This is a genomic window from Rubidibacter lacunae KORDI 51-2, assembly GCF_000473895.1.
GTDB classification, from domain to species: Bacteria; Cyanobacteriota; Cyanobacteriia; order Cyanobacteriales; family Rubidibacteraceae; genus Rubidibacter; species Rubidibacter lacunae.
This window is the reverse complement of record NZ_ASSJ01000047.1, coordinates 98,078-123,481: the sequence shown is the minus strand read 5'-3', so window position 1 is coordinate 123,481 and position 25,404 is coordinate 98,078. Positions and strand designations below refer to the sequence as shown.

Sequence of the window (25,404 nt, the reverse complement as noted above, 5' to 3'; positions counted from 1 at the left end):
TTGAAATGATTGCATTGGAAAAAGTTTATGACAAGCAGATTGGCTAATGCAAACTGCTCATATACAGCTTAAAGGAGCTTTTTCAGCTTGTCAACAAAAGTTTACAAAGCCCGTCCTGCGGTTGGGAAAGAGTGCTGACGGCTGCAAGCGTCAGCTGCCAACCAGCGCCAACCGCAGGGCGGGCTGATTGAGACTAATAACAATTTATACAATTCCAAAGGATGAGGCAAACCACTCCAAGGATTATGAGGATAGCGATCTGCCATCTCTCCCAGGACTTCCAAGTGTTGGTATGAGAAGTTCGCCTAGACAAGCAGCGGCGCTTCCAACGTTGTGCTGTCAGGTTTCGATTCAGACGCGATACGGTCGTTCCGACCCGCGATGGTGATGCTCTAAAGTCGCGCAGTCGTCACCGCGAGCGATCGCCTCTCGTCCTTGCGAGCTGAGCCATCAAAACAGTCTAGTTCGTATGCTAGAAACGCCCTATCCCGAAGGCTGTTGTGCTTGCCAACCTGTTTGCCCGCCTTCAAGATCGGCTGCCGAACGTTGCGCGCGAGATCTGGCTACTTGCCTTCGGACGGTTGCTGTCGCAGATCGGGTCCGGCTTCATTTTGTTCTACGCTCCGATTTTCTATGTGGATCGCGTCGGACTGTCCGCCACACTCGTCGGCATCGGCATCGGCAGCGCCCAGCAAACTACCGGCATCCTCGGGCGGTACTTCGGGGGTGTTTTCGCCGACTCGCCGACTTGGGGGCGGCGGCGGACGCTGTTGCTCTCGGCAGGGGTTTCCGCGATTGCTGATTTAGTCCTCGCTCTCACCTATGACTACCCGATTTTCCTGGTCGGCAACTTGCTGATGGGTCTTGGCATCGGTTTATATTGGCCAGCCACCGAAGCCGCTGTTGCCGACCTCACCCGTCCAGAGCAACGCAACGAAGCTTACGCCGTCACTCGCCTTGCCGACTCGCTTGGTTTGAGCGTTGGCGTCTTGGCCGGTGGAGCGATCGTGTCCGCGTCCGGCAACTACCGCTCGCTCTTCGTCCTAGACGGCATCACGTTCGCAATTTTCTTTGCTGCAATCTACTTCACGTTCGCCGAAACCTATCGACCCGAACCCGATGCAAATGGCGAATACCGCAACCCCAACTTCGGACGCGGCTGGGGGGCTGCCCTGCGTGACTCGCGCCTGACCGTTTACTTAGCCGTAAATATTCTTTTCACCACCCTCATTTCCCAAACCCAAAGCACGCTGCCACTTTACTTCGACACCTATGTGCCCGCAGGTAAAGAGAATCGCGGATTCTCCGCCAGCACCATCAGTGCCCTGTTCGCGTGGCATATTGTCTTCTCGGCGATCGCGCAGCTTCCTGTTGCACGCCAGCTCAACCGCATGCGGCGCACCGATGCTTTGCGAATTTCTCTGAGCTTGTGGGCGTTGGGCTTCATCGGCATTTGGGCAACCGGCGGGGCGACTGAGTGGGCGCTTGGAGCTGCGATCGCTGCCCTGGGTATCCTTGCTCTTGCCATCGTCAGCTACACGCCTTCGGCCTCAGCCCTCGTGGCCGACATCGCGCCAAAATCGGCTCGCGGCATCTACAGCTCCCTGAACTCACAGTGTTGGGCAATCGGCTACTTCATCGGACCGCCCCTCGGTGGCTGGGCTTTGGACCAAAACGAGGCGATCGCCCGCAACTTTTGGCTCGTCGGAGCGATCTCAACCCTCGGCGGTATAGCTATCTTGCGCGGGCTAGACCGCATACTTTTGCGATCCCAACGCACCAGCGCTGCATCAAAGCCCTCTCGCTCACCGCAAGACTAACTCTGCAACGCGATCGCGGCTGGCTCCCCAGCCTGAGGTATGCTGACTGGCAGCGCATCTGCTCGCACCGCGCTTGCCGCCGTGAACACTCCCAGCCACTTCGTCCTGAACCTCGTGCTGCTCGGTCGCGTTGCCGCACCATCGGCAAATGGTGCAATTGCACTGGGCGCGATACTGCCGGACGTCCCGATTTTCGTTTTCTACGCCGCCGCCAAACTGCGTGGGCTGCCGGAGTCCGAAATCTGGAGTACGGCTTACTACGAACCGTTCTGGCAAACCCTCGTCGCGATCGGACACTCGCTGCCACTTGCACTGTTGGGATTAATGACATCTCGGGCCTATGGCTGGCACGCCGGGACGTTCGTCTGCCTCAGTCTTATCTGCCACTCGCTCCTAGACTTACCCGTTCACAATAGCGACGCCCACCGACACTTTTTTCCTCTGAACGACTATCGCTTCATCAGTCCCGTGTCCTATTGGGATCCCAACCACTACGGACATATTGCCGCCCCAGTGGAGCTGCTGTTGGTACTGGCAGCAACGCCGTTTTTCTTCGCACTGACGCGATCGCTGCCGGTTCAGGGGATTGTCATCGCAATCGACTTGCTCTACGTTTTTGGCTATTGCCGTTTTTATCTCCTCGCACCGAGCGGTAACTGAGCCCGCCGTTCCCGCATATTTCAGCCCGAGTACCTCATGCAATCGCCCCCGTTTCCTCGCCGTACAAAAATCGTTGCTACCGTGGGACCGTCCGTCCTTGCGCCCGGCGTCCTGCGCGACGTTATCTTGGCAGGGGCCACGACCCTGCGCCTGAACTTCTCCCACGGCACTCAAGATGACCACCAACGCAGCATTCGCCTGATCCGCCAGACGGCGTTCGAGCTCAATCGTCCGGTGGCGATTTTGCAGGACTTACAGGGTCCGAAAATCCGCCTAGGTAAGTTTGTCGATGGTTCGATTGCTCTAGCTAACGGCGATCCGTTCACGCTTACCAGCCGCCCGGTTCCGGGCAGCCAGACCCTTAGCTATGTCAGCTACGACCGCCTCGCCGACGAAGTTCCCGAAGGCGCGACGATCCTGCTCGATGACGGACGGGTGGAAATGCAGGTCGAGAAGATCGACCGTGCAGCCGGCGAATTGCACTGTCGCACGATGGTCGGCGGCGTGCTCTCCAACAACAAGGGCGTGAACTTCCCCGGCGTATCGCTCTCGGTCAAGGCACTCACTGCGAAAGACCGCCGCGATTTATTGTTCGGACTCGACCAAGGCGTGGATTGGGTCGCGCTGAGCTTCGTCCGCAATCCCCAAGACGTTGTCGAGATTAAAGAACTGATTTCTGCCAGTGCGGGTAAGCCCGTTCCAGTGATCGCGAAAATCGAAAAACACGAAGCGATCCAGCAGATGGAGGAGATCCTGGCGCTGTGCGATGGTGTCATGGTGGCGCGCGGCGACCTCGGCGTGGAGTTGCCGGCAGAAGATGTGCCGCTGCTTCAGAAAAAATTGATCGCGACGGCTAATCAGTTCGGGATACCGGTCATTACCGCCACCCAGATGCTCGACAGCATGGCAAGCAACCCGCGACCAACGCGGGCGGAAGTGTCCGACGTTGCCAATGCTATCCTCGACGGTACCGACGCGGTCATGCTCTCCAACGAGACGGCTGTCGGCAATTTTCCCGTTGAAGCCGTGGCAACTATGGCCCGAATTGCCGCGCGCATCGAACGCGATCGCCTGCCGCCGCCCGGGAAACCCTCGCTCAAGCCCACGATCCCCGACGCGATCGCGGGCGCGGTCAGCCACATTGCCAAGGAATTGCATGCGGCGGCGATCGTCAGCCTGACCAAAACCGGAGCCACCGCCCGCAATGTCTCGAAGTTTCGCCCGCAGACGCCAATCCTAGCCGTGACGCCACATGTGGACGTGGCGAGGCAGTTGCAGCTCGTTTGGGGGGTAAAACCATTGCTGGTCCTAGACTTGCCTTCCACCGGGCAGACCTTTAAGGCCGCGATCGGCGTCGCTCAAGAAAAAGACCTGCTTGCCGACGGCGACCTCGTGGTGATGACGGCCGGAACGCTATCGGGCGTGGCAGGCTCGACGGATTTAATCAAGGTCGAAGTGGTCACGACCGTGCTCGGACACGGCACCGGCATCGGGCAAGTTTCGGTCAGCGGGCGAGCGCGCGTGGCCCGGTCTGCAAGCGACATCAGTGATTTCCGTCCTGGAGAAATTCTGGTGGTGTCGGGCACTGATTCCGCGTATATCAGTGCCATTCGCAAGGCAGCAGGCATCGTTACGGAAGATGGAAGCCCGTCCAGCCATGCAGCAGTGCTGGGGCTTCGGCTCGGGATTCCGGTGGTGCTCGGCGTCGATGCCGCCACCGAATCCATTCGCGAGGGCACGATTCTGACGCTGGACGCACGTCGAGGGCTAGTTTACTCGGGCGTCTCGCCCGATCGCCTGAGCGACGGCGTGCAGTCCGTGGTACCTTAGACAGCGATCGGACCCCGCCACACTGTTAGCTCACCTTTCAATGACGATTGTTTCTCACGAACACGAGTTCATTTTTCTTAAGACCGCAAAAACGGCTGGGACGAGCATAGCAATAGCCCTCTCGCAGTATTGCGGCCCCAACGATATCCTTGCAAGAGTCTCGACGCCCGACGAGGCAATACGCAAACAGCTGGGCTATTCGCCTGCGCAGAATTATGCGATCCCGCTATCACATTACGCGCCCAAAGATTGGGCGCGACTCCTATTGACTGGACGGCGATCACAAACGCAATATTTTCACCCTCATATGTCCGCGACGGAAATCCGCGAGAAACTGGGTTCAAAATGTTGGAACCGCTACTACAAGTTCTGCTTCGATCGCAACCCTTGGGACAAGGCAATTTCGCTTTATCACCGGTATTGGCGACGCCCACGCGATGTCCCCCAACCATCACTACACGATTTTTACTCCAATTTTGAAAACGCCAGAAAAGGTCTGTCGAACTATTGGATTTATAGCATTGATGGTAACGTTGTCGTCGATTACGTTGCACGCTATGAAGACCTTCAGGGCGAACTCACTCGCCTCGGCGAGCGGCTCGGCATCCCCGGCAAAATTGATATTTCTAAAGTTAAAGCTAAAAGCAGTTCGCGTACTGACAAGCGCCAATACCGCGAAGCCCTCGAACCGTCAACTCGCGATCTCATCGCCACCATTTGCCATAAAGAAATTGCTTTCCTTGGCTATGAGTTTTAATAAAGCACATCGGAGTTTAGTCCACTTTGCGATGCAGGGCGTCGATCGAAGATCGAGTCTCGTTAATCCCCAAGCTTCAACAAAACCCAATCAAGGTAAGTGTAAGGAGCGTGCGGCATATGTCCGACGTGACTCCTCTTGCTGTCGGGGCTTCTAGTTTTAATACCAAATCTTGAAAGAGATGCGTTAGGTAACGAGCTAAACTCTTAGTTCCGAAACCGTTCACTTCATCAGTTGCAGGTGTTTTCAATTTGGGGTTGTTGCGAGATCGCGGCAGTACTTCCTTGCTCGTAGGGTCGGAACTGGCAAATTCGAGCCGGCTCTAGGAGGCAACATATCTTGCAGGCATTTAGGAAGTTGGTTTTATCCCACAATTTTACCGACAGTTATCGCAGTTACCACATCGGAAATTTTCTGCCTCGGCATCGCAGCCGAACGCCGACAGCAAAAATCGCCAGCGACAGTCACGAGTTTTCAGAAAGTCTTCGACTTCCCAAAGCACTAATGGCGGTTTTCTGTGGCAACCTTGAATGCGCCGGTAGCGAAACGGATCGACCCACTCGATGCGACCGCTGGCATGAAGGAGCGAGAGCGCAATCGCCCCATCGTGAAACTTGCGGGCGATTGCCGCGACCTCGCCTTCCGAAGGTAACTGCCGCGCCAAGCGTTCGGCGCGTTCGTACTGCTGGCGCTGTTTGTCGGCAAAAAACTGCTGGCGCTGCTTGTCCTCAGGGTCGAGCCAGCCGGTCGGTTCGCTTGCCAACGTCAGTACCTCCGCTGGGTTGCCGTCGCGGCCGCCACGCCCGATCTCTTGCACGTACTCCGCTAGCAGTTGCGGTGCCTGATAGTGGACAACCCACCTCACCGAGGGCTTATTTACTCCCATTCCGAACGCGCTCGTACACGCGATAAATCGCAGGCGATCGCTCATCCAATCGGCTTCGAGGTCGCGCCGTTCATGCGCACTGAGTCCTGCATGGTAAGACGCAGTGACACAACCGCGCTCTTGCAACCAAGTTGCCAAATACTCACAATCCCGACGCGATCGCGTGTAGATTAAACCCGTCCGATCGGCGCGATCGCGGACAAACCGCCACAGCCGTTGCCGGCGACCGTGCGGTGTCATTACCAGCACGTTCAGATGCAAGTTCGCCCGATACGGGCTCTGAACAAACTGCGCCGGCCGCCGCAGATGCAACACCTCGCTTAGAGTTTGTCGGGCGCGCGAATCGGCCGTTGCCGTGAAGGCCGCGATCGCGATCGGCTCGGCTTGGCACCCTCGCAGTGCCGTTCGCGCTGCACCCAGGCGGCGATAAGCCGGACGGAAGGTTTCGCCCCACTGCACTAAACAGTGTGCTTCGTCCAACACTAGACCGCGCACCCTTACGTCCGGTCGGCACAAGCGCTCCCAAACCGGCGCGCTCAGTAGCGTCTCCGGCGATAAATATAGCAACCGCAACCGGCCGCGTTCGAGCGCGTCCAACACGCGGCGACGGCGATCGCGCGGCAACTCCCCATGTAATGAGGCCGCAGGCAGGCGACGCGCATGCAGCTCTTGTAGCTGGTTTTCCATCAGCGCTACCAACGGCGACACCACCAGTGTCAAACCCGTCTGCAGCAGCGCCGGGAGCTGAAAGCAAATCGATTTTCCGCCGCCAGTCGGCAAGACTACCAGCGCGTCGCGACCGGACAGCAGCGATCGCACCACCTCGCCCTGAGGCGGTCGGAAATCCGCGTAGCCCCAAATCCGCTGAAACGCCGCCCGAACTTGTTCCCAGTTGTCGTTGCACTCGTCCAAGACCCTGCCTCCACTGACTGCCGAACGCGCGAACGCCGCATCAATCCAGCCGGGTTGCTGAAACGTGACTACTTGCGCGTTCGAAGCAGTTGCACTTTCGCTGGCGGTTGCCTTTCCGGTTGTCGGCAATCGTGCCCTCGAAACGCTTCGTTACCGCAGTTAAACATCATCCTTGTGCCAGGGTGCGGGCGCGGGCGCAGATCTCCGTCAGGGAAAAAAGTGCCTGAAACTCCAGACCGGACTCGCGATAAAGCGCGGCGCCGCCCTGCTCGCGGTCGACCACCGCCAACACGCGATCCACGTCGTATCCGCACGCCCGCAGCCGTTCCACCGCCCGCATCGCTGATTTGCCCGTGGTCACAACATCTTCGAGGACGACGACGCGCGCGCCTGCTGCCAAATCCGGACCTTCGATGTAAGCGCCGGTTCCATGTCCTTTGGCTTCCTTACGAACGACCAGCGCCGGCAGGAACCGAGCCCGGTCGGGCTCGCCGTAGCCAGACGCCACACTCACCGCCGTCACTAATGGATCCGCGCCCAAGGTCAGCCCGGCAACGGAATCTGTATCGGCCGGCAGCAGTTCGAGGAATAGCCGCGCGATCGCGATCGCGCCTTCCGCCATTAGAGATACGCGTTTGCAGTCGATGTAATAAGCACTGCGCTGTCCCGACGACAGCAGAAACTCGTCAGCGCCCCCCTCGCGGAACGCGCGCCGAACCAGCAAGTCGAGCAAGTACGACCGAAGTGAATCGAGGTCGATCGTGGCGGGTAAAACTGAAGGCAACGGTTCCATGGGCGGCAGGGAACTAATAAGGGAACTAATAACTACAGCAACCGAGCGCAAACCCGCCAACTCGCGTGCGAGCTCGGGAACGCAGTTGCATATGAATGAAGTCTGGTACGATCGTGTCAAACTTACACCATTGTGAGCCATGTCTAATGCTTTCGCGCGCTTGGTAGCCCTGGTTGTTGCCGGAACCGTCTCCGGTGTCTTTGCCGACTCCGCACTTGCCGGTCGCGATAACCGTCAAATTTTGGTAGGACCGGAGCAAAATTTAAGCGACACGTTCGGTCGCGCCATTACCGACCGCTCGCGAGATGGATTCAGCTCTCTCAGTTACAGCGGTCAGTTGGATAACATCTTTGGTATTAGCGGTCTCATTGGCGGTCGCGGGCTTTATCCGGAAAACGCAATTGAGTTTGATGCTCGCACCGTCCACATCCTTTATCTGGATGGCATGCAGCAGCAGAACTCTCAAGATCCCATTATCCGCACCCGCGATTTGCCGAACCCCTACGACTCTTCACTTGTTACCGAGCGCGCGTCGGTAATCTTTGCCCCAGCTGGAGAAGAAGACGTCAGCTTCTAATCCAATCGGTGCGATCGCGGTGACAGAGTGTCGAGTTCTCTACGTCGAGTTCTCGACACTGGCGTCCTTTTTAAATTACTCAGGTGCTCGCCGGGCGACAGACTTTAAGATACAGGGAATTGAGCTGTCTGGTTAACTCGATGCGATATGCACCGGTAAGTATCGGGTTAAACGTGTCTGTCCCGTGCAGTAGAAACTTCGGGTCGGTTCCCATATGTAATCCAGGGTGCAGGAGTCGAACCTGCCTGACGCGAATTATGAGTTCGCTGCCTCAACCGCTCGGCCAACCCTGGGCGATCGCGTTCTGCTTCAAAGGCTCCATCGATTGAGGGGAGCTCAGCTCGGCAATCAGATCTTGAAAATTATATCTTGTTTAACTTGAGTACCCGGTGAAGTCCGCTCGTCTAAGGGAATCAACGGAGGGCACCCTGCATGAGACTAACCTCAACATTCGCATTTACGCTATTGCTACTGGCAACGGCTCTCGGGTTGGGAATCGCGTGCGGCCTGCAGGGTTACAAAATGGGCTTCCAAGCTCTCAGCGGCGTCCGTCAGCCGGAGCAGCGCCCGACCAAGCGCTTGCTCGATCGCCAGGAAACCGTGCGCAGCGATCGAGCTATGACGGTCGTGTCGGAGAATGAAATCCTCGAGCGCGTTGCCGCAATGACGGCGTCACCAAAACCCGCGCCCGCTGCTCCGACGGCAACCGAGGTAAAATCAATTGCTGCGTCAGACACCTCCCTCAAGCCCGATGCGATAACAGCACAACCTGTCTTTCCGGTCAGTGCCGACGCAGCAGGCATCACTTTAGCCGTCACCGGCACTGAACGACGCGGCGATACGCTCTTCCTAACCGTGCAGCTAACCAACACGAGCGATCGGGAGGTGGATTTTGCTTACAGCACTCTCGACGTACGGACGTCAGACGGCCGTGCCTTGAGCGCTGTGACGTCGGGACTGCCAAGTACGTTGCCGCCAACGGGCGAAACTTATTCCGGTACGCTAGAAATTCCCACGTTGTTGCTCGACGACGCGAGGGCGATCTCGCTAGTTTTGGGCAGCTACCCCGATCGGGCACTGCTGCTCGAACTCGCGTCCGTTCCAGTTGCCCGGTAGCGTCTGTTTGCTGAATGCTAGTGCATGTTCGCTTCTTCTGCCTTACTCGGTGCCCTGGTAGATATTCCACCCCTGACAGCACGCGACGTCGTCCTGCGGCTGTTAGCTGTCTTGGTACTGATTGCAATTAACGCGTTTTTCGTGACAGCAGAGTTTGCAATCGTCTCGGTACGGCGATCGCGCATTAGCCAGCTAGTGGAAGCTGGAGACGCACGCGCGAAGACCGTACAGTCGCTCCAACGGGGGATCGACCGCCTGCTGTCTACCACTCAACTTGGGATCACGCTCTCGAGTTTGGCACTTGGCTGGGTTGGCGAGCGGACTATGGCCGTGGCGATCGCGGCAGGATTAGTCCAGCTCCCGCTAGCTCCGGACTTACGTGCCAGCATCGCGCACAGCATCTCGATCCCGCTGGCTTTTATCCTGCTGGTGTATCTGCAGATCGTTCTGGGCGAACTCGTGCCGAAGTCGCTGGCACTGCGGTACGCCGAGGAACTGGCACGAGTACTAGGACCGCCGAGTTTGGCGATCGCGAAATTATTTGCACCGTTGGCGTGGGTGTTAAATCGCTCGACGCAGCGTCTTTTGCGGGCTTTCGGTATCCGGACGAGCACGCGGGCCTGGCACGATCGCGTCACTTCCGAAGAACTACAACTTATTATCAACACCGAGCGGGAATCGACGGGTCTGGAAAATGACGAGCGCGAACTGCTTACCAACATTCTTGAATTCGGCGAAGTAGAAGCAGCAGCCGTGATGGTGCCGCGCACGCAAATTGCCTTCCTACCGCGGACGGCAACCTTTGCCGAGCTGCTTGGGGCGGTGGCGGATTCGGGACATTCGCGCTTTCCCGTCGCCGGCGAATCTCTCGACGACATCCGCGGCATTATCGACTTTAAAGAACTGGCCGAGCCGCTCGTGCGAGGCTACCTACAGCCAGATACGCTTGTAACGCCTTGGATGCGACCGGCGCGGTTCTTTCCAGAATTCACGCCCCTGAGTGAACTACTATCGCAAATGCAACGATCGCGTTTGGAAATTGCGATCGTGGTAGATGAGTTTGGCGGCACGGCGGGACTGATCGCGCTGCGGGATTTGGTCGATGAAATTATTGGCGATGAAGGCGAAGCCGAGCGCTCCGAGGCAGTCGCGCTGCAGATGCTAGACGAGCAAACGTTTTTGGTGCAAGCACACATGAACTTGGAAGAGGTAAACGAACTGCTCGACTTGGACCTACCGCTGGCCGACGAGTACCAAACGCTCGGGGGGTTCTTGCAGTACCAGTTTCAGAAAATCCCCGTCCAGGGAGAGCAATTCGAGCACGATGCTTTGGAATTCACCGTCGTAGCAGCTGAGGGGCCGCGCTTGCAGCAAATTCGCATCCACCGCCGCGAAGCCACACCGCCCGTGTCCGCAATCAAAGCGAGCGGAGGGCACGAGGTGGGTGCGGGTGGCGAGTTGCCCGAGTACTGAGTTGCCTTAAGTACCCCTAAGTAGCTAACCCCTGCCCCTTGAGACAGTTAGCAGAAGGCAAGCAGAACGTGCTGTTGCGATGGAGCAAGAGCATCAGACCGATGCGAACGGGCTCTTGAGTCATGCAGCGAAGGTCATAGTGCCCCACCTCCAGGTCGGAGTCGAGAATTCGCTCGAGTAGCACGCACAGTTGGTTAGGATGGCGAATAAAATCAACAATCTTCGCCCGTTGCTCGCGCCTGCATGATTTCCGACCCCGCCCCCGAACCCGACTCTTCGCCTGCTATCGGCAGCGACGACACTCGCGTTTCCCTCCGGCGCGATGGCGATCGCGTTGCGGTTTATTTACCCACAGCGTGCACGGATACCGGTAGTGCTGATTGGCCAGACGTTTGGCAGCAGTTTGCTTCCTGCCTCCAAGCCAGTGAAGTTTTCTGGCAACCCAACACCACCGTCGTACTGTACGCACGCGATCGCTTGCTCGACAGCCGTCAATTACAAGCAGTCTCCTCACTCTTGCAGAAATCGGAACTCCTACTCCGACGGGTAGATACCAGCCGCCGCCAAACAGCGGTTGCAGCGGCTACGGCCGGTTATTCCGTCGAGCAGCGTTCGCCAAATTCTTTGTTTGCTGCAGCAGCGGACGTCACGGGCGAACCGCGCCGCGCCGAACCACTGTACGTGCGGACCACCATCCGCTCGGGAATGGAAGTGCGCCATTCTGGCAGCTTGATCGTTTGGGGCGACGTGAATCCTGGCGGTGCAGCGATCGCGACCGGAGATATTCTCGTGTGGGGGCGCGTGCGCGGCATCGCCCATGCCGGAGCTCAAGGCGATCGCCAATGCACAATTGCCGCCCTGTACCTTGAGCCAACGCAACTGCGCGTAGCCGATCTGCTAGCACGACCGCCTCAAACCCCACCGGATGCCCCAGAAGTGGCGTATGTATCGCCTCAGGGAATTCGCATTGCCCTCGGGCGGAATTTTCATCGTACTTACGCTTATGTCCCTGCCAAGCGTTGTTGGGAGGAGCGTTAGGTCGGGCGGTGCTCTTACATCAGAAGGGAGAGTTCGAGCAGTCTCTATGAAGAAAGTTCCGATAAACTATCGTTTCAGGCTCGAGGGGTCCGAACCGGCTCCTCAACCGCCGTTCCATCCGCGCGACACCCTGACAATCAGGGCTAAAGAATTTAAGAGCATCTCTGTATTGGTCCGCGCTAGTATTACTTATCAGCTTCACGCGCCCGTGCAACAGGCGGGCAACAGAACGCAGCTCTATGAGTCGGATTATCGTTATCACCTCTGGGAAAGGAGGTGTCGGCAAAACAACCGTTTCTGCCAATCTAGGTTCGGCACTCGCACGCATGGGACGCCGCGTAGCGCTAGTGGACGCAGACTTCGGGCTGCGAAATTTGGACCTGCTCTTGGGGTTGGAAAACCGCATCGTTTACACGGCTGCTGATGTGATTGCGGGCGACTGCCGCCTCGACCAAGCCCTTGTCAAGGATAAACGCCAACCGGGACTGGCTCTGCTGCCCGCTGCCCAAAGTCGCCTGAAGTCTGCTATTCCGACCGACGAGATGAAGCAGCTGGTGCTCAAAGTTGCTGCAGATCAAGACTACGTGCTGATCGACTGTCCGGCAGGTATCGAGTCGGGTTTCCAAAACGCGATCGCGGCGGCAAGCGAAGCGCTGATCGTGACAACACCAGAAGTGGCTGCCGTCCGCGATGCCGATCGGGTGGTGGGTTTGCTGGAAGCCAATAGCATCAAAACCATTCGTCTGATCGTCAATCGAGTACGTCCGGAAATGGTGCAGGTCAACGAAATGATGAGCGTTGAAGACATCCACGAGATCTTGGCAGTAGAACCCATCGGTATCATTCCAGACGATCAGCGCGTGATCGTCTCCAGCAATCGGGGCGAGCCTCTAGTTAACGACCCGAAGCTTTCGCTGCCGGGTATTGCCCTGCGCAACCTCGCACGCCGTCTAGACGGCCAAACCGTGCCTTATCTAGACTTGATGGCCGCTCAAGATAACTTGATCAACCGCCTCCGCCGCTGGCTGGGCTGACTTTCCTCCGATCGCTACGTCCTATGCTCGACCTGCTCGAACGTTTATTCGACCGTAAAGATACTTCCACTAGCCGCGATGCTGCCAAACAGCGTTTGAAGCTTGTAATCGCGCACGATCGTGCTGGACTGAGTACGGATGCAGTGGATGCTATGCGGCGCGAAATTTTGGAAGTGGTCAAGCGCTACGTGGACATTGACGATGACGGCATGGAGTTTTCCATTGCCAGCGAGGATGGTGTAACGGCGTTGATTGCCAATTTACCCATTCGTCGAGTCAAATAGCGAAGGGTTAACCGTTATGTCTCGGGACGGTTGCAGCAAGTAGAGCGGATAGCTAGCTACTTGGTGAAAGAGTGCTGCTGGGATGATCTTTACTCAGAGTGACTCCACAAACTGCTTTCCGTATCGGTCATGGAGCTTCCCTTGCTCGCCCTGAACCTTAGCAGCAAGCAGGGGGACAACTTCGTGCATCATGACCCGCCGGCTCGCGATCCGGGTTTTTGACCGCGATCGAGCCTTCCGAGTCGGAGAACCAAGCTAGGTTGCTCCCGCGCATCGCAACCATTTTGGGAGTATTCGTTCCAGGCGGCGAGTCAGGTGGCTTCGCCACGGAACAAAACTTCTCTGGTGTCACGGTTCCGACAAATCCAGCCAAGCGAAACTCGGTTTTCCCGATATAGGAACTTAGAAAAATTGACGGATTGTGGCGTGCCAGCGGTTGAAACACCCGTGATGTCATGCCGACCCTCGTGCTTGAGCGCATTAATCAATGTGCCCTAAGGAAATCGACCCATTCTGTCAAGGAGATGTCCGGCCCGCCTTCCTCGAAATAGAAGGTATTTACGGGTAATAAAAACCTCATACCCCACAGTCAGAGGCCCTAGGTAGTCCCCTCGAACGCGCGAGTGCGCCCCAATTGTTACTATTCGCCTACAACCGAGCTGGGAAGCTGTTCGCACAAGCACTCCATCTTTCCAATTGCCCCCGGGGAAACCGCTCCGGTATGATTGGGGGTCGTCCGCGTACTTTTCCAATGCCCTCTCATGTCCAAAACCTATCGCATTGCTTTGCTGCCCGGTGACGGAATCGGTCCCGAGATTACTGCAGTTACCGTACAGGTACTGCAGGCTGTGGGTATTCGGTGCGACCTGAACTTTGAGTTTTCCACAGGACTTATCGGGGGCATCGCGATTGACGAGACGGGCAGCCCGCTGCCAGAGGTAACGCTCGACCTTTGCCGCAGCAGCGATGCTGTGTTGCTTGCTGCGATCGGCGGCTACAAGTGGGATAACCTGCCGCGATCGCAGCGTCCGGAAACCGGCTTGCTGGGCTTGCGGGCCGGACTGCAGCTATTTGCCAACCTGCGCCCGGCGCAGATCTTGCCGCAGTTGGTCGATGCCTCGTCGCTCAAACGCGAGGTGGTTGAGGGCGTTGACATGATGGTCGTGCGCGAGTTGACCGGCGGCGTTTATTTCGGAATGCCTAAAGGCATCTTCAAAACCGAAACCGGAGAGCAGCGCGGCGTGAACACGATGGCTTACACCGACGCCGAGATCGATCGCATTGCCCGCGTTGCCCTTGAAATTGCTAGCAAGCGCGGCAACCGACTTTGTTCCGTGGACAAAGCAAACGTATTGGATGTCTCGCAGCTCTGGCGCGATCGCGTCGCGGCTTTGGCATCTGAGTACCCGGACGTGGAACTGTCGCATCTTTATGTAGATAACGCTGCGATGCAGCTCGTTCGCGCCCCCAAACAATTCGACACGATTGTAACGGGCAACCTGTTCGGCGACATCCTCTCCGACATTGCGGCGATGCTGACCGGCAGCATTGGCATGTTGCCTTCTGCGAGCCTGGGTGCTAGCGGTCCTGGCGTTTTCGAACCCGTTCACGGCTCTGCTCCCGACATTGCCGGTCAAGATAAAGCCAATCCACTGGCGATGGTGCTCAGTGCGGCAATGATGCTGCGCTACGGTCTGGACGAGCGTGACGCGGCCGATCGCCTCGAACGCGCGGTGACGGCAGTCCTCGATCGCGGCGAGCGGACGGGCGACATCATGGCAGAGGGCAAGACTTTGCTGGGTTGTAAGGCGATGGGCGAGTCATTATTGGCTCGGCTTGAGGACACCAGCGCATTAGGGTGACAACTCCCCCCGTCAAGCTGACTCTCTGACAGGGCTTCTAACCCCACGATCAAAGGTTACTTATTCACGGGACCGGTGTCCCGGCATCCTCCACAGCCAGCAAGCGGTTGCCCTACCGCCTGGAGAGCAATGCTCTCATTGACTCTTGCCGAATTCCAATCCCGGTCGATAACCAACCCACAATTGCTGTCGTGAACCCTCCCCGAAAGAGGTTTTCCACCCGCGCACCAAAGCCATAGCACTCGATCCTGGGGCCATCCGCGTTGAATTCCACTGCACAGTTACAGAGTTTGGTCGCCTTTGCTTGCAGGATGTTCGAGAATGCTCCCCAGGTCTTCAACCAACATGGACTTTACTAGAGGAGTGCGGGTCAGTCCGAGAATATTGAGATTTTCGAACCTTGTCGGGTAGTATACGCGCACAAACAGTGCTCTAATTGAGTTCGCTAATTGATAGTGAAAATGCTGGCGGCAACGAGCAACTCGCAAATGCAGGCTAACGATACGCTGCTAATGTCGATGCCAATTGACCGAACGTTTCCCCCTCCGCGCCAACTTATGCTGCGGCCTGGCTAACAATGACTGCGCTTGACGGCTAATGGCAGGCGGATAGCCTTGCCATCAGCCGTCACCAAAAATATTTTTAGACCGACATCAATGCCGGTAGTCATATCAATCTATGAGATAGGCATTGGTAGGGGTAACGAGTCATCCTGCAAGCTCAGAAAACATAATACACATCGGCTTTCTTCACGATGGTTGCTTGCTTGAGGTCGCAGCAATCGGGCAAAGTTCGGTGCATCAGGAAAGGCATCAGCCCGAATCGAGAAATCTTCAGGGCTTGACCGCGGTCATGGGTTACCTGATGGCATACCACTTTCTCGGCATTGACCCGTGAGAACGAGAAGGACCATAGCTTGCCTGCTTTCTTGAATCGAGGACGACCACCGCTCCTTCCAGTCTTGTCAGGAGTGCGTCAGCGCTTCTAGGCTTAGACGAGACGTTGCAGATTCATTTGCTGTGTATCGGGATAGATGTTTTTATATCCTAGGAATAGCCGCTGCGTCTCCTTCAGCGCGGATTGCTGGGCGAAGGAGTTGACCTGCTCGGGCAGCCTGCCAATCGGCTTGGAGATAATGTTGCAGCGGTCAATCTGACAACGGGTCCGCTGCAAATAGTCATAGCGTTGACCCAGCGAAAAGTTCTAGTTACCGCGCAGCAATTCCAGCCGCCTATTGATTCAGGCTATTTGCTCGAGGGAAGGCAGAATTCTGTATAGGTTCGTGAGTTACATAAAGTGTTGCTAACAACGAGTTGAAGACTGACCGGCTTGAGCCGATCGATTCTGCCCGGCAATTCCCCTCGCCGCAAATCCCTAAGCGGTTTGGCGGGAGACCCTTGCGGCATAAATCAGACATTTATGAAATTGCCGCTTCTAAGCCAAAGGAGATTAACATCAAGATCCCTTACTCCCATGCCATGCCTACACATTCTGCAAAGCTCCCCGAGTCATTTTGTTTTTTTTGCATCTCAAAAAATTGCCGGATTGTGGCTTCCCGGCTGCTAAGTTGCCCGTGCTGCTCTTGCGATCGTCGGGCTTGAGCGAATTTATTGAGGTGACCTTGTACCGAGGTGATAAAAGCTGCAATCGTAGATCGATTTGACTCGGTGTATAAAGGGAAATGTGCCCAGCGCAATACCCTTTTCAAACAGCCCCTAAATACATCACACTTGTCTGTTGACGTCCCCAAAAAGTAAACAATCGCATTCAATCGAACCGACATAGCAATATGATCCCCAAAGTTGTCACGTTCATTTTGCCTCATCAAAGACCCACATCAGGTGGCGTTTATGCAATGAGCGAACTTGTTCGCGCACTTTCTCTTCACCATGAAATTCATTTGGTTACCAACAAAGGGAAACCGCATTCTGTTGGCAATGCCTCTGCTCGTTTATGCAAATCTCTCGATCCCGAAGAACTTCCAGATGCCGATGTTATCATCATCAATATAGATACAGTCCTTGGCGAACGAGTTACTTCATTGCCTGAGACTAAAGGTAAGCCAATCTTCTATTTTCAAGGATATGGAGTGCCCAACTCTCCCATGGTCATCTCTAATCTCAAGCGAAGAAAGCCAGTCATCGCTTGTTCTCGCTGGTTGGCCGCTGAGGCTCAGAAATATGGATCGCCTGCTAGGTATGTCGGGCACGGCTTGGATCGGAAGATTTTCTATGTAGATCCCAACGTAATAAGACGTGACTACAGAGTTGTCATGATGACTCACCCAGTTGACTGGAAAGGAACTGCAGACGGAGTCCAAGCACTATCTCAAGTACGTCACCAATTTCCTCAGGTCGAAGTCCAATTATTTGGAACCCTTGATACTGGCTTCTCCACCGAGTTTGTCGAGGCGCCCAGTCGGTCGGTAGTAGGAGCAATAATGAGAAAGGCAACTATTTTTGTGTGTTCCAGTTGGGAAGAGGGTTTTGGCATGCCAGGACTTGAAGCAATCGCATGCGGTTCAGCCCTTGTTACTACAGACACTAAGGGTGGTCGTGATTATGCCATTCACCGAGAAACTGCACTAGTATCACCTCCTCGCAACCCGGAAGCTCTTGCTGAGAATATCTTAAAACTGCTCGACGATCGGCTAATGAGGGAAAGGTTTTATTACAATGGAATACAATTAGTAACATCGCAATACCCGTCTTGGGAAGATGCAGCAGCCATATTCTGGGAAGCCATTCTCGACCTTGTAGATAAGCACTAGGGCTCTGTCGAGTTGAAACTACAATTGAGATGCGAGATTTTCCCTCGATAGGTCTCCGTTCCGAACAATTCAGCTGCGGCACCAACCCACCAACCCACTCCTTAGTCAGAAGGGGCTGGGACAGTCTCACACTTGGCCCAGATTGCAAATCAAGCCCAAGCGATACCGCTTTCAATCGATCGCTACGGCAAAACAATCCGGAAACATATAGCTGACCTCTCGATCGCGCCAACCAAGCTGCTAGATTGCAAGCACAGATCGACAAGTCGGGTAACAATCGAGGGCGGAAAGGCGATCGCGCTATCGGGCGGGGCGACTGTTGTTATCGGAGAGGCGATCGCGCTCCTCATCGGACAGCAGACGCCAGCGATCGCTCCCCGAGCGCCCCAACCCTACTCCTCCTGCTCAGTCTTCTGCCGCCAACCCGGCTTCACGACCTGCCGCTGCCGCGCGACCACCAGCGCATCGTCTGGCACGTCCTCCGTTACCGTCGAACCCGCCGCGACCGTCACATCCGCCCCCAAATGGATCGGGGCCACCAGCACGCAATTCGATCCCGTCTTGCTGCGATCGCCAATCGTCGTGCGGTGCTTGCGAACGCCATTGTAATTTGCCGTTACCGTCCCCGCCCCGATATTCACCTGTGTCCCCAACGTTGCATCGCCCAAGTAAGACAAGTGCGCTGCATTCGTCTTATCTCCAATCTCAGAATTCTTCACTTCAACAAAGTTGCCGATGCGGCACCCCGCCCCCACCTTCGCCTGGCCGCGCAGGTGCGCGTAAGGACCGACCCGCGTCCCCGTCTCGATTTCGCTATCCGTTATCACCGAATACAGCACTTGTACGCCCTCACCCAGGCGACTGTTTTCGATATATGACCCCGGCCCGATCCGACATCCCGATCCAATCTCCGTCGTTCCTCGCAAATGCGTCTGCGGCTCGATGACCACGTCCGGATGCAACACCACCGAGTCGTCAATCGTGATACTGCTCGGGTCGATCATCGTCACCCCCGCCAGCATCCAGTGCGCCTTAATCCGCTCTTGCAGGATGTCGTAGGCTGCAGACATCTGCAGGCGGTTGTTGATGCCATTAATCTCGCGCGCGTCTGCAACATCCACTGCCATCACGGGTTTTAGCAATGGGAACACGTCCGTCAAGTAATATTCTTGCTGCTGGTTGTCGTTGGACAGGCGCGGCAAAATTCGCGATAACTCCAGCCAGTCAAAGCAATACGCTCCTGCATTGATCCGCCGATGGCGCCGCTGCTCGGGCGTGCAATCGCGGTGCTCGATAATACACTCCACCCGATCGCGCAAATCGCAAAACACCCGTCCGTAGCCCGTCGGGTCGTCCAACTGTGCTGTCAGCAACGTCGCCGCATTGCGATGGGTCTGATGCGTCTCCAACAAATACGCCAGCGTCTCCGAACGCACCAACGGCAGGTCTCCATTCAACACCAGCAGCTCGCCGGCATAGTCTTCCAGGGCTCCCAACAACTGCTGCACCGCATGCCCCGTCCCGAGTTGCTCTCGCTGCTCCACGAACTCCACCTCCTCGCGATGGCTTAACGCCGCCCGCACGCGGTCCGCCTCATATCCTACGATGACAACCTGGCGCACCGGGTCGATAGGCGCACAACTATCCAACACTCGCTCTAGCATCGTGCGCCCGCCCAACTCGTGCAATACCTTCGGCAAGCTCGACTTCATCCGCGTTCCGCGTCCCGCCGCCAGAATAGCCAACGCAACCATAACCGCACCTCAAACTAAACGATTTCAAGCCTATTACCCGACCCGCACCAATACCAAGCCCGGCGATCGCTCCCTTCAAAGCAGCACCTCCCGCCACCGTCGCCGCCATTGTGAGGTTGCTTCCAGCGCGCAGGTTTCCTGCTCCCGCTCCCGCCGCTGCCGAATCGCCTCCGAGTCATCCGCCAGCCTTGGGTCCCGATAAGGCACCGCTGCTCGCGTCTGCAAGTGCTCCCGTTCTGGTAGCGTCAGCGGCGGTACTTCCATGCCGTCGAAACAGGCAATCGTTCCCGGCGATCGGGACCCCCACGCAATCGATCCGAACCGCAACCCTGCCATCAACAGTGCCGTTCGGACCGCCGCCGAGCAGGAATAGGTCGCCACCCGCCCCCCCGGAGCCAAGCAGCGCGCGATCGCCCCCAAAAACTCCACCGTCCACAACTGCGGACATCGCCGCGGCGAGAACGGATCCAGCAACACCGCATCTGCCTGGAAACCTTCTGCTGCCACCTGCTGCAGCGTCTCCCGTGCGTCCCCCACCAGCAACCGCGCCGCCACCTGTGGAGTTCGCACCGCCCCTTCCACAGCGATCGCTGCCATCAACTCCGGCACCGGCGGCATCCAATCCCGCAGAAGGTCCTGTGCAACGGCCTGCTGGGGCACCCTGAGATCGGCCTCCAACCCCACGACCTCGACCCGACAGCGCGGATTTGCCTCCCACACCGTTGCGATCGCCGCCGCCGTGTTGTAACCCAACCCGTAGCATACATCTAGGACCCGCACCACTTCTAACGCGCGCGCGCGCCGGTCCAACAAACAGGGCAAAGCAAACTTATTTATTGCCTCCTGTCGCGCACCCTGCCGCGAGTGAAACGCCTCGCCAAACGCCTCCGAAAAGAAGGTGTACGACCCATCTGCCGTCGGCTCGGGAACGAACATCGGTGCCCTCATGCTTACCTAGAACGGCAACTCGTCTTCAATAGCCTCGGGAAACCGATCCCGCAGTGCCGTCACGACCGGACACGGTACCTTGTCCCGCAGGCGATCGGGGCTCTGAACGTCAAACAGGTTCCATCGGAACGGCCCGCGCTTCGCCGCCGACATCCACAAAAGCCGCTTCGCCCGCGTCATCGCCACGTACAACAACCGAAATTCTTCCGCCTGCTTCAAATAGCCTGCCTGCTGCCACGCCTCCCCCGGTTCCGGCAACCGCACCGCTGCGTCCAAATGCCGCGCGTGAACCGCCGCCCGGATCTGCGCCCGCGCCACCTCCGCTAGCGTGAAGTCACCCAAAAAGCGCGCCGCCGTCGGCACCCAGGGCTCTCCCGGAATCGAGTCCGCGTGCAGAAACGGTAGAAATACGTAATCCCAATCCAGCCCCTTCGCCTTATGCATTGTCAAAATTGTCACTTGATTGGGGCGCGCGTAAGCGTCGTCGCTCTCGTCATCAACGCCCTCAAACCGCTCCGAGCTGACGATCTCTTCTAAGGCATTCAACGTCTGCTTGAGGGAATTGCTCCCCAGCGTCTGCCGCGCTACCCGGTCCGCCAGCTTCTGCACCGTTGCCAGCTCGGACCCCGCATACTGCAGCGCCAGCCCCAAGAAGGCAATCAGTTGGTAGTGAGGCAGCTCCGTCCGCGCCTGCAGCAACTGACGGCAGCGCTTGCTTGCCCGCTGCACCGATGCATTCGGCAGCTGGTCCAGCGGTCCTGGATACAGAAACTGCTCCGGCGCGATCGCCAGTGCGTTCAAGTCCTGCGTGGGGATCGTATTGCGTTTCGCTAGCACTTCCAGTGCCGCCTTCAAGTTATCCACCGAATGCGGGCGATCGAGGAACCGCAACAGCTTCAGCATCTCCACCGGGATCTCGGAGTATCGCTCCACTTCGCTCACTTCGTAGACCCGAATGTCGTAATCGCGCTGCAGATTGACTAGTGCCCGGGCTACAAAGCGCCCCTGGCGATTCTCCCGCACCAATACTGCTACACTGCGCTCGCGATCGCCCGTCAGCAAATCCCGCACCCGGGCCCCAATCCACTGTGCCGTTTGAAAGACGTCCTCCGGCGCGTAAATCTCCAACCCCTTGCCCGCCGGCGCGGGGTTGGCATCCGGCTGCGGGTCCTCTGGTGCCACCGGCTGAATCTGCTGCGGGCGAAACGGCAACGCCAGCATATCCCGGTCCGCCGGCACCCGAGGCTGGGCAAACCGATTCACCCAACTCAGGGCAAAATTCGCCGCCTCGATCAAAATCGGCGTACTGCGCCCTGCTTGCGCGATCGTCGCCAACCGCCCGTCTTGCCGACAGCGCTCGCAAAACCAGTTGAAATAAAGTGGGTCCGCCGGCGTAAATGTCGAGTTAATTGCTTGATTTGGGTCGCCTACTCGCACAAGGTTGATGTCCCCCCCGCGATCGCCCGTCGCCGCCAGCACGTTTAACAACTCTGCCTGCAGCGGGCTCGAATCCTGTGCTTCATCTTCAAACACCGCAAACGTCTGTTGCTGCCACACGTGCCGGACCTCTTCATTCGCGAGCGCCCGCAGCGCTCCCAAGATCATGTCGTCGTAGTCGACGAACTCGCGCGACCGCATCGCCCGTTCGAACTGCTCGTAAAGCCCCGCCGCCACCGTCAGGACTTGATAGTCGTCCTGGGTCTCTTGCGCCAGCGCGAGCAAGTCCTGCGGCCGCAATCCCGAACTTTTCGCCTCCCGCACCGCCGTCCTCGCCAGTCCCGGCAGGATCTCCGTCCGCAGCACCTGGTCCCGCCGCAGGCGCTCGGTATCCTCCCCGTCAAACTGCTGCCCTTCCAACAGGCACTGAAAGGTCCGCGGGGCGCTCGCAATCCATCGCTCTACCGCGGTCTTCATCAACCGGTGCCCGCGGTCGGGCGTCACCACCGTTGCCGTCTCCAAATTCAGCCCCGACAGCTCCGGGTGACGCGTGGCAATGTTCAGGGCAAGCCCGTGTAGCGTCTGCACGACAAACCCACCCGGCGGCAAATTCAACTCCTGCAGATACGCGCGAATCTTCGCCTTCAGTGCCGCCGCTGCCGATCGCGTAAACGTCACCACAACTAGCTGGTGCTTGGGGTGCAAGCGATGCCGCGCGATCGCGATCGCTGCCCCAACTGCCATCCCCGTCGACTTCCCGGCCCCCGGCACCGCCGACACGGCCAATCTCCCCCCCTGCCAGGCGGCAATCTCCCGCTGCCCCGGCCGCATGCGCTCGCGAAGGCGTTCGAGATGGCGCTCGCGCAGCTGTTGCAAAGAGATCGCAGAGGGCAGGGAGGTCGAGTCGGTCATCGTTGCAACACCGTTATTCCCCATCAGGATAACCGGGCTGGAGGCGATCTATCCGCAGGCGATGGGGAGCAACTGTCCTCACGAGAGGGGCAATGCTCTGAGGTGGGCCGGTTGCATTCAGCGTTCGTTTTGAAACTGTATCGGAGCCCCAAGCAGTCTGAAGAAGCACGTTAGATACAGAGCGGTCGGTGAAACAATAGAAGGGACGATCGGCCGGGTTGAGCGAGCTGAGAACCAATCTCAGGGCAAGCCAACCTTTCGGATGCGAGCATACGCCTGTTGATGAGGACCACCAACCAATCCATTGCCATGTCGAATCGGCAAAACTGTGCCGCTACCGATCGCTACTTGCAAAGACATCGGCGTCGCGGAGGTAGGAGAGTAGGAAAGTTTGACTGGCAGTTTGCGCCGATCGCCCATGTTCACTCCCTTGTTAAGAAAGCCGTTTTGGTGGATCGCAGCCACTGCAACTTCGGTCCAGTCCCCGAGTTAGATGTTGAAGACTTAGATGATGAGGCGGTAAGTGTTCGGATTTAAGCAATCGACACATGGTTTGCAACTTACTGCGATTCTTGTCGTTGGAACACTATTGCGCTTCGCAAACTTGGCAGGCAAGCCGTTGTGGTTGGACGAAATTGTCACAGCCCTGTTTGCAAGCGGACGCGGCTATGGAGCCGTGCCGGTGGGCGTGGCGATCGCGCCCGCACAGTTGCCAGATTTTTTTGCCGTGCAACCCACAACTTGCGCGGCGATCGCGCAGCTACTCGCAACGCAATCGACCCATCCACCGCTGTTTTTTTGCCTGATGCACGGCTGGCTGAGCGCGCTCGCGCCCTTAAATTTGCCCCTAGCGTGGGTCCTGCGCTCTCTCCCCGCACTGTTTGGGGTGGGGGCAATTGCCGCGATGTACTGGCTCAATCGCACGGCGTTCTCACCTCAGACAGGGCTATTGGGAGCTGCGCTAATGGCAGTGTCGCCGTTTGGAGTGTATTTATCCCAAGAAGCGCGACAGTACTCGCTGCTGGTGTTGGTGCTCGCGCTCGCGCTGAACTGTGCGGTTGCGCTCGCACGGCGATCGCGGGTTTGGATATGGGTAGCGTGGGGGGCGCTAAACGCGTTCGGCTGCTATCTGCACTACTTTTTTTTATTGGTTTTCACCGCACAGCTACTGGTCTTAGGGTGGGTTTTTCGGAAACAACCGCGTCGCTGGTGGGCGCTTGTGGGGGGTGCCCTCGGCATTGCAACGAGCTACCTACCGTGGCTGCCGATCGCGACACGGCATTTCAGCAGCAATAAGGTCGATTGGCTGCCAGACCCGGCCGGAGCAGCGCCGCTGGTCCAATTGCTCGTCGGGTCGCTGTCAATGGCGATTGCGCTGCCAGTTGAAAAACAGCCGGGTTGGCTGCAAGCGATCGCAGGAACGATTTTGCTGGCGTTCGCTTTGTGGTTGGGCTGGCACGTCGGGCGCGGTTTGCGGGTCTTGTGGCAGGCGCAGCGGCAATCGCTCGTCATTCTCGGTGGTACGCTCGCCGTTGTTTTGGTAGAGTTCCTCGGTTTGATCTTCGTGTTGCAGAAAGATATTTCCGTGGCACCGCGGTATAACTACGCCTTCTTTCCAATGGCAATCGGGTTACTGGCGGCAAGCATCTGGGCAGCGCGGGCGGCGGGCAAGCAGCCCGTGCGCGTTTGGATCGCGATCGCAGCGGGGCTTGCAGGCAGCTTTTGTGTTATTGGCAGCTTGGCATTCATGAAGCCGTACCTGCCTGGATTTGCTGCCGAGCGCTTCAATCGCTCGCCGCAACCCGTTCTCATCGCAGTTGGCTACAGCGATTCGCTTAACCTGGCGTTGGGTTTGAGCTACGCCTTGGAGTTGAGTAAGTCGCGACCGCTGCTGGAGCCCGCATACTTCGTCTTTTTAGATCGCTCCAGCGGCTACGGACGCGTGTGGCAAGACCTTGCCAATGTCGCAATTGCCGCTGACGATTTATGGATGGTAGGTCCTGGGTTAAGGCGACGGTCATTCCCGGATAGTCTGCAGCTGGGCGATCGCGCCTGCCAGCGCGACCCCGAGAATTACTACCGAATTGGCATCCCCTATCAGCGTTACGATTGCCGACTGCCCAGAGCAGTTGATGGGGCTGATATAGGGAATGTGCTGAAATTAGCAGCAAGCTCGCGCTAACCCGCTGGATAGTGGTCGAACATCCAGTCTTGGCGCGAAAATCGCGGCATGTCCTGTGAAAATCTCCTCCATTCGCGTTTTAAACCCTGCAAGTCACGCGTACACCGATCTCTCGATTTCAATCCAAGGTATCGCCTCGGTCGTTGTCCAATCACTTCCGTTCGGGCGGAACTAGTTGCTTGATAGATAGAAAATGCCGATATAAGTAAGGACCGACACCGTCTAAAGCCAGGGCTTTTCGGTCGAGTTTCGATCGCCAATCGACTGACCCCCCTCGTTATGCCCCTGGGAATCGTCTTAGGGAGAGCTGCAGCCAAGCGAGCAAATTGCCCGATTTATGTATCTTTTTGTTAAATACA

19 protein-coding genes and 1 tRNA gene are annotated in these 25,404 nt (G+C 57.4%); 13 read left to right on the top strand and 7 right to left on the bottom strand.

Going from position 1 to position 25,404, the window contains the following annotated elements:
• Positions 1-500: 500 nt before the first annotated feature.
• The 4 genes from KR51_RS08395 to KR51_RS08380 all read left to right on the top strand — a co-directional run bounded on the left by KR51_RS08395 (position 501) and on the right by KR51_RS08380 (position 5,067).
• A complete protein-coding gene (locus KR51_RS08395; RefSeq protein ID WP_022606755.1) occupies positions 501-1,820 on the top strand; it encodes an MFS transporter in 1,320 nt (439 codons plus the stop codon).
• Positions 1,821-1,901: 81 nt separating this feature from the next.
• On the top strand, positions 1,902-2,480 hold the full coding sequence (locus KR51_RS08390; protein ID WP_022606754.1) for a hypothetical protein: 579 nt from the start codon (positions 1,902-1,904) through the stop codon (positions 2,478-2,480).
• A 36-nt stretch (positions 2,481-2,516) separates the two neighbouring features.
• Positions 2,517-4,310, top strand: coding sequence for a pyruvate kinase (gene pyk / locus KR51_RS08385; protein WP_022606753.1), 1,794 nt, complete (start codon positions 2,517-2,519; stop codon positions 4,308-4,310).
• Between the two features lie 40 nt (positions 4,311-4,350).
• A complete protein-coding gene (locus KR51_RS08380) occupies positions 4,351-5,067 on the top strand; it encodes a sulfotransferase family protein (protein ID WP_022606752.1) in 717 nt (238 codons plus the stop codon).
• A gap of 376 nt (positions 5,068-5,443) precedes the next feature.
• On the opposite strand, the gene KR51_RS08375 is transcribed toward KR51_RS08380, so the two are convergent.
• On the bottom strand, positions 5,444-6,865 hold the full coding sequence (locus KR51_RS08375; RefSeq protein ID WP_022606751.1) for a RecQ family ATP-dependent DNA helicase: 1,422 nt from the start codon (positions 6,863-6,865) through the stop codon (positions 5,444-5,446).
• Positions 6,866-7,031: 166 nt separating this feature from the next.
• The gene (gene pyrE, locus KR51_RS08370) at positions 7,032-7,658 is read right to left on the bottom strand and encodes an orotate phosphoribosyltransferase (protein WP_022606750.1); all 627 of its coding nucleotides are present in this window, start codon (positions 7,656-7,658) and stop codon (positions 7,032-7,034) included.
• 139 nt (positions 7,659-7,797) lie between these two features.
• Between pyrE and KR51_RS17475 the strand changes: the two genes are divergently transcribed.
• Positions 7,798-8,235: a hypothetical protein gene (locus KR51_RS17475; protein WP_022606749.1), complete on the top strand. Its 438-nt coding sequence runs from the start codon at positions 7,798-7,800 to the stop codon at positions 8,233-8,235.
• Positions 8,236-8,455: 220 nt separating this feature from the next.
• On the opposite strand, the gene KR51_RS08360 is transcribed toward KR51_RS17475, so the two are convergent.
• A tRNA-Ile gene (locus KR51_RS08360) sits at positions 8,456-8,528 on the bottom strand.
• Between the two features lie 139 nt (positions 8,529-8,667).
• On the opposite strand from KR51_RS08360, the gene KR51_RS08355 reads away from it, so the two are divergent.
• From KR51_RS08355 to minE, 5 genes are all read left to right on the top strand, one after another.
• Entirely contained in the window at positions 8,668-9,351 is a 684-nt protein-coding gene (locus KR51_RS08355) for a hypothetical protein (protein WP_022606747.1), read from the top strand.
• Positions 9,352-9,375: 24 nt separating this feature from the next.
• Positions 9,376-10,824 (top strand): hemolysin family protein, encoded by a 1,449-nt coding sequence (locus KR51_RS08350; protein WP_022606745.1) that lies wholly within the window; start codon positions 9,376-9,378, stop codon positions 10,822-10,824.
• A gap of 243 nt (positions 10,825-11,067) precedes the next feature.
• The gene (gene minC, locus KR51_RS08345; protein ID WP_022606743.1) at positions 11,068-11,862 is read left to right on the top strand and encodes a septum site-determining protein MinC; all 795 of its coding nucleotides are present in this window, start codon (positions 11,068-11,070) and stop codon (positions 11,860-11,862) included.
• A 239-nt stretch (positions 11,863-12,101) separates the two neighbouring features.
• Complete coding sequence (gene minD / locus KR51_RS08340; protein ID WP_022606741.1) at positions 12,102-12,896, top strand: septum site-determining protein MinD; 795 nt, start codon at positions 12,102-12,104, stop codon at positions 12,894-12,896.
• Between the two features lie 23 nt (positions 12,897-12,919).
• Positions 12,920-13,180, top strand: a complete 261-nt coding sequence (minE, locus tag KR51_RS08335; protein ID WP_022606739.1) for a cell division topological specificity factor MinE — start codon at positions 12,920-12,922, stop codon at positions 13,178-13,180.
• Between the two features lie 157 nt (positions 13,181-13,337).
• Here minE and KR51_RS19525 read toward each other — a convergent pair whose 3' ends face one another.
• On the bottom strand, positions 13,338-13,637 hold the full coding sequence (locus KR51_RS19525) for a hypothetical protein (RefSeq protein ID WP_022606736.1): 300 nt from the start codon (positions 13,635-13,637) through the stop codon (positions 13,338-13,340).
• Between the two features lie 304 nt (positions 13,638-13,941).
• Between KR51_RS19525 and leuB the strand changes: the two genes are divergently transcribed.
• Positions 13,942-15,042: a 3-isopropylmalate dehydrogenase gene (gene leuB, locus KR51_RS08325; protein WP_022606734.1), complete on the top strand. Its 1,101-nt coding sequence runs from the start codon at positions 13,942-13,944 to the stop codon at positions 15,040-15,042.
• A 1,789-nt stretch (positions 15,043-16,831) separates the two neighbouring features.
• A complete protein-coding gene (locus KR51_RS08315; RefSeq protein WP_040655639.1) occupies positions 16,832-17,812 on the top strand; it encodes a glycosyltransferase family 4 protein in 981 nt (326 codons plus the stop codon).
• Between the two features lie 392 nt (positions 17,813-18,204).
• On the opposite strand, the gene glmU is transcribed toward KR51_RS08315, so the two are convergent.
• From glmU to KR51_RS08300, 3 genes are all read right to left on the bottom strand, one after another.
• Entirely contained in the window at positions 18,205-19,566 is a 1,362-nt protein-coding gene (glmU, locus tag KR51_RS08310; RefSeq protein ID WP_022606729.1) for a bifunctional UDP-N-acetylglucosamine diphosphorylase/glucosamine-1-phosphate N-acetyltransferase GlmU, read from the bottom strand.
• A gap of 75 nt (positions 19,567-19,641) precedes the next feature.
• Positions 19,642-20,514, bottom strand: coding sequence for a tRNA (5-methylaminomethyl-2-thiouridine)(34)-methyltransferase MnmD (locus tag KR51_RS08305; protein ID WP_040655637.1), 873 nt, complete (start codon positions 20,512-20,514; stop codon positions 19,642-19,644).
• A gap of 6 nt (positions 20,515-20,520) precedes the next feature.
• Positions 20,521-22,863, bottom strand: a complete 2,343-nt coding sequence (locus KR51_RS08300; protein WP_040655673.1) for an ATP-dependent helicase — start codon at positions 22,861-22,863, stop codon at positions 20,521-20,523.
• Positions 22,864-23,452: 589 nt separating this feature from the next.
• Between KR51_RS08300 and KR51_RS08290 the strand changes: the two genes are divergently transcribed.
• Positions 23,453-25,045, top strand: coding sequence for a glycosyltransferase family 39 protein (locus KR51_RS08290; protein ID WP_232214572.1), 1,593 nt, complete (start codon positions 23,453-23,455; stop codon positions 25,043-25,045).
• Positions 25,046-25,404: the final 359 nt, after the last annotated feature.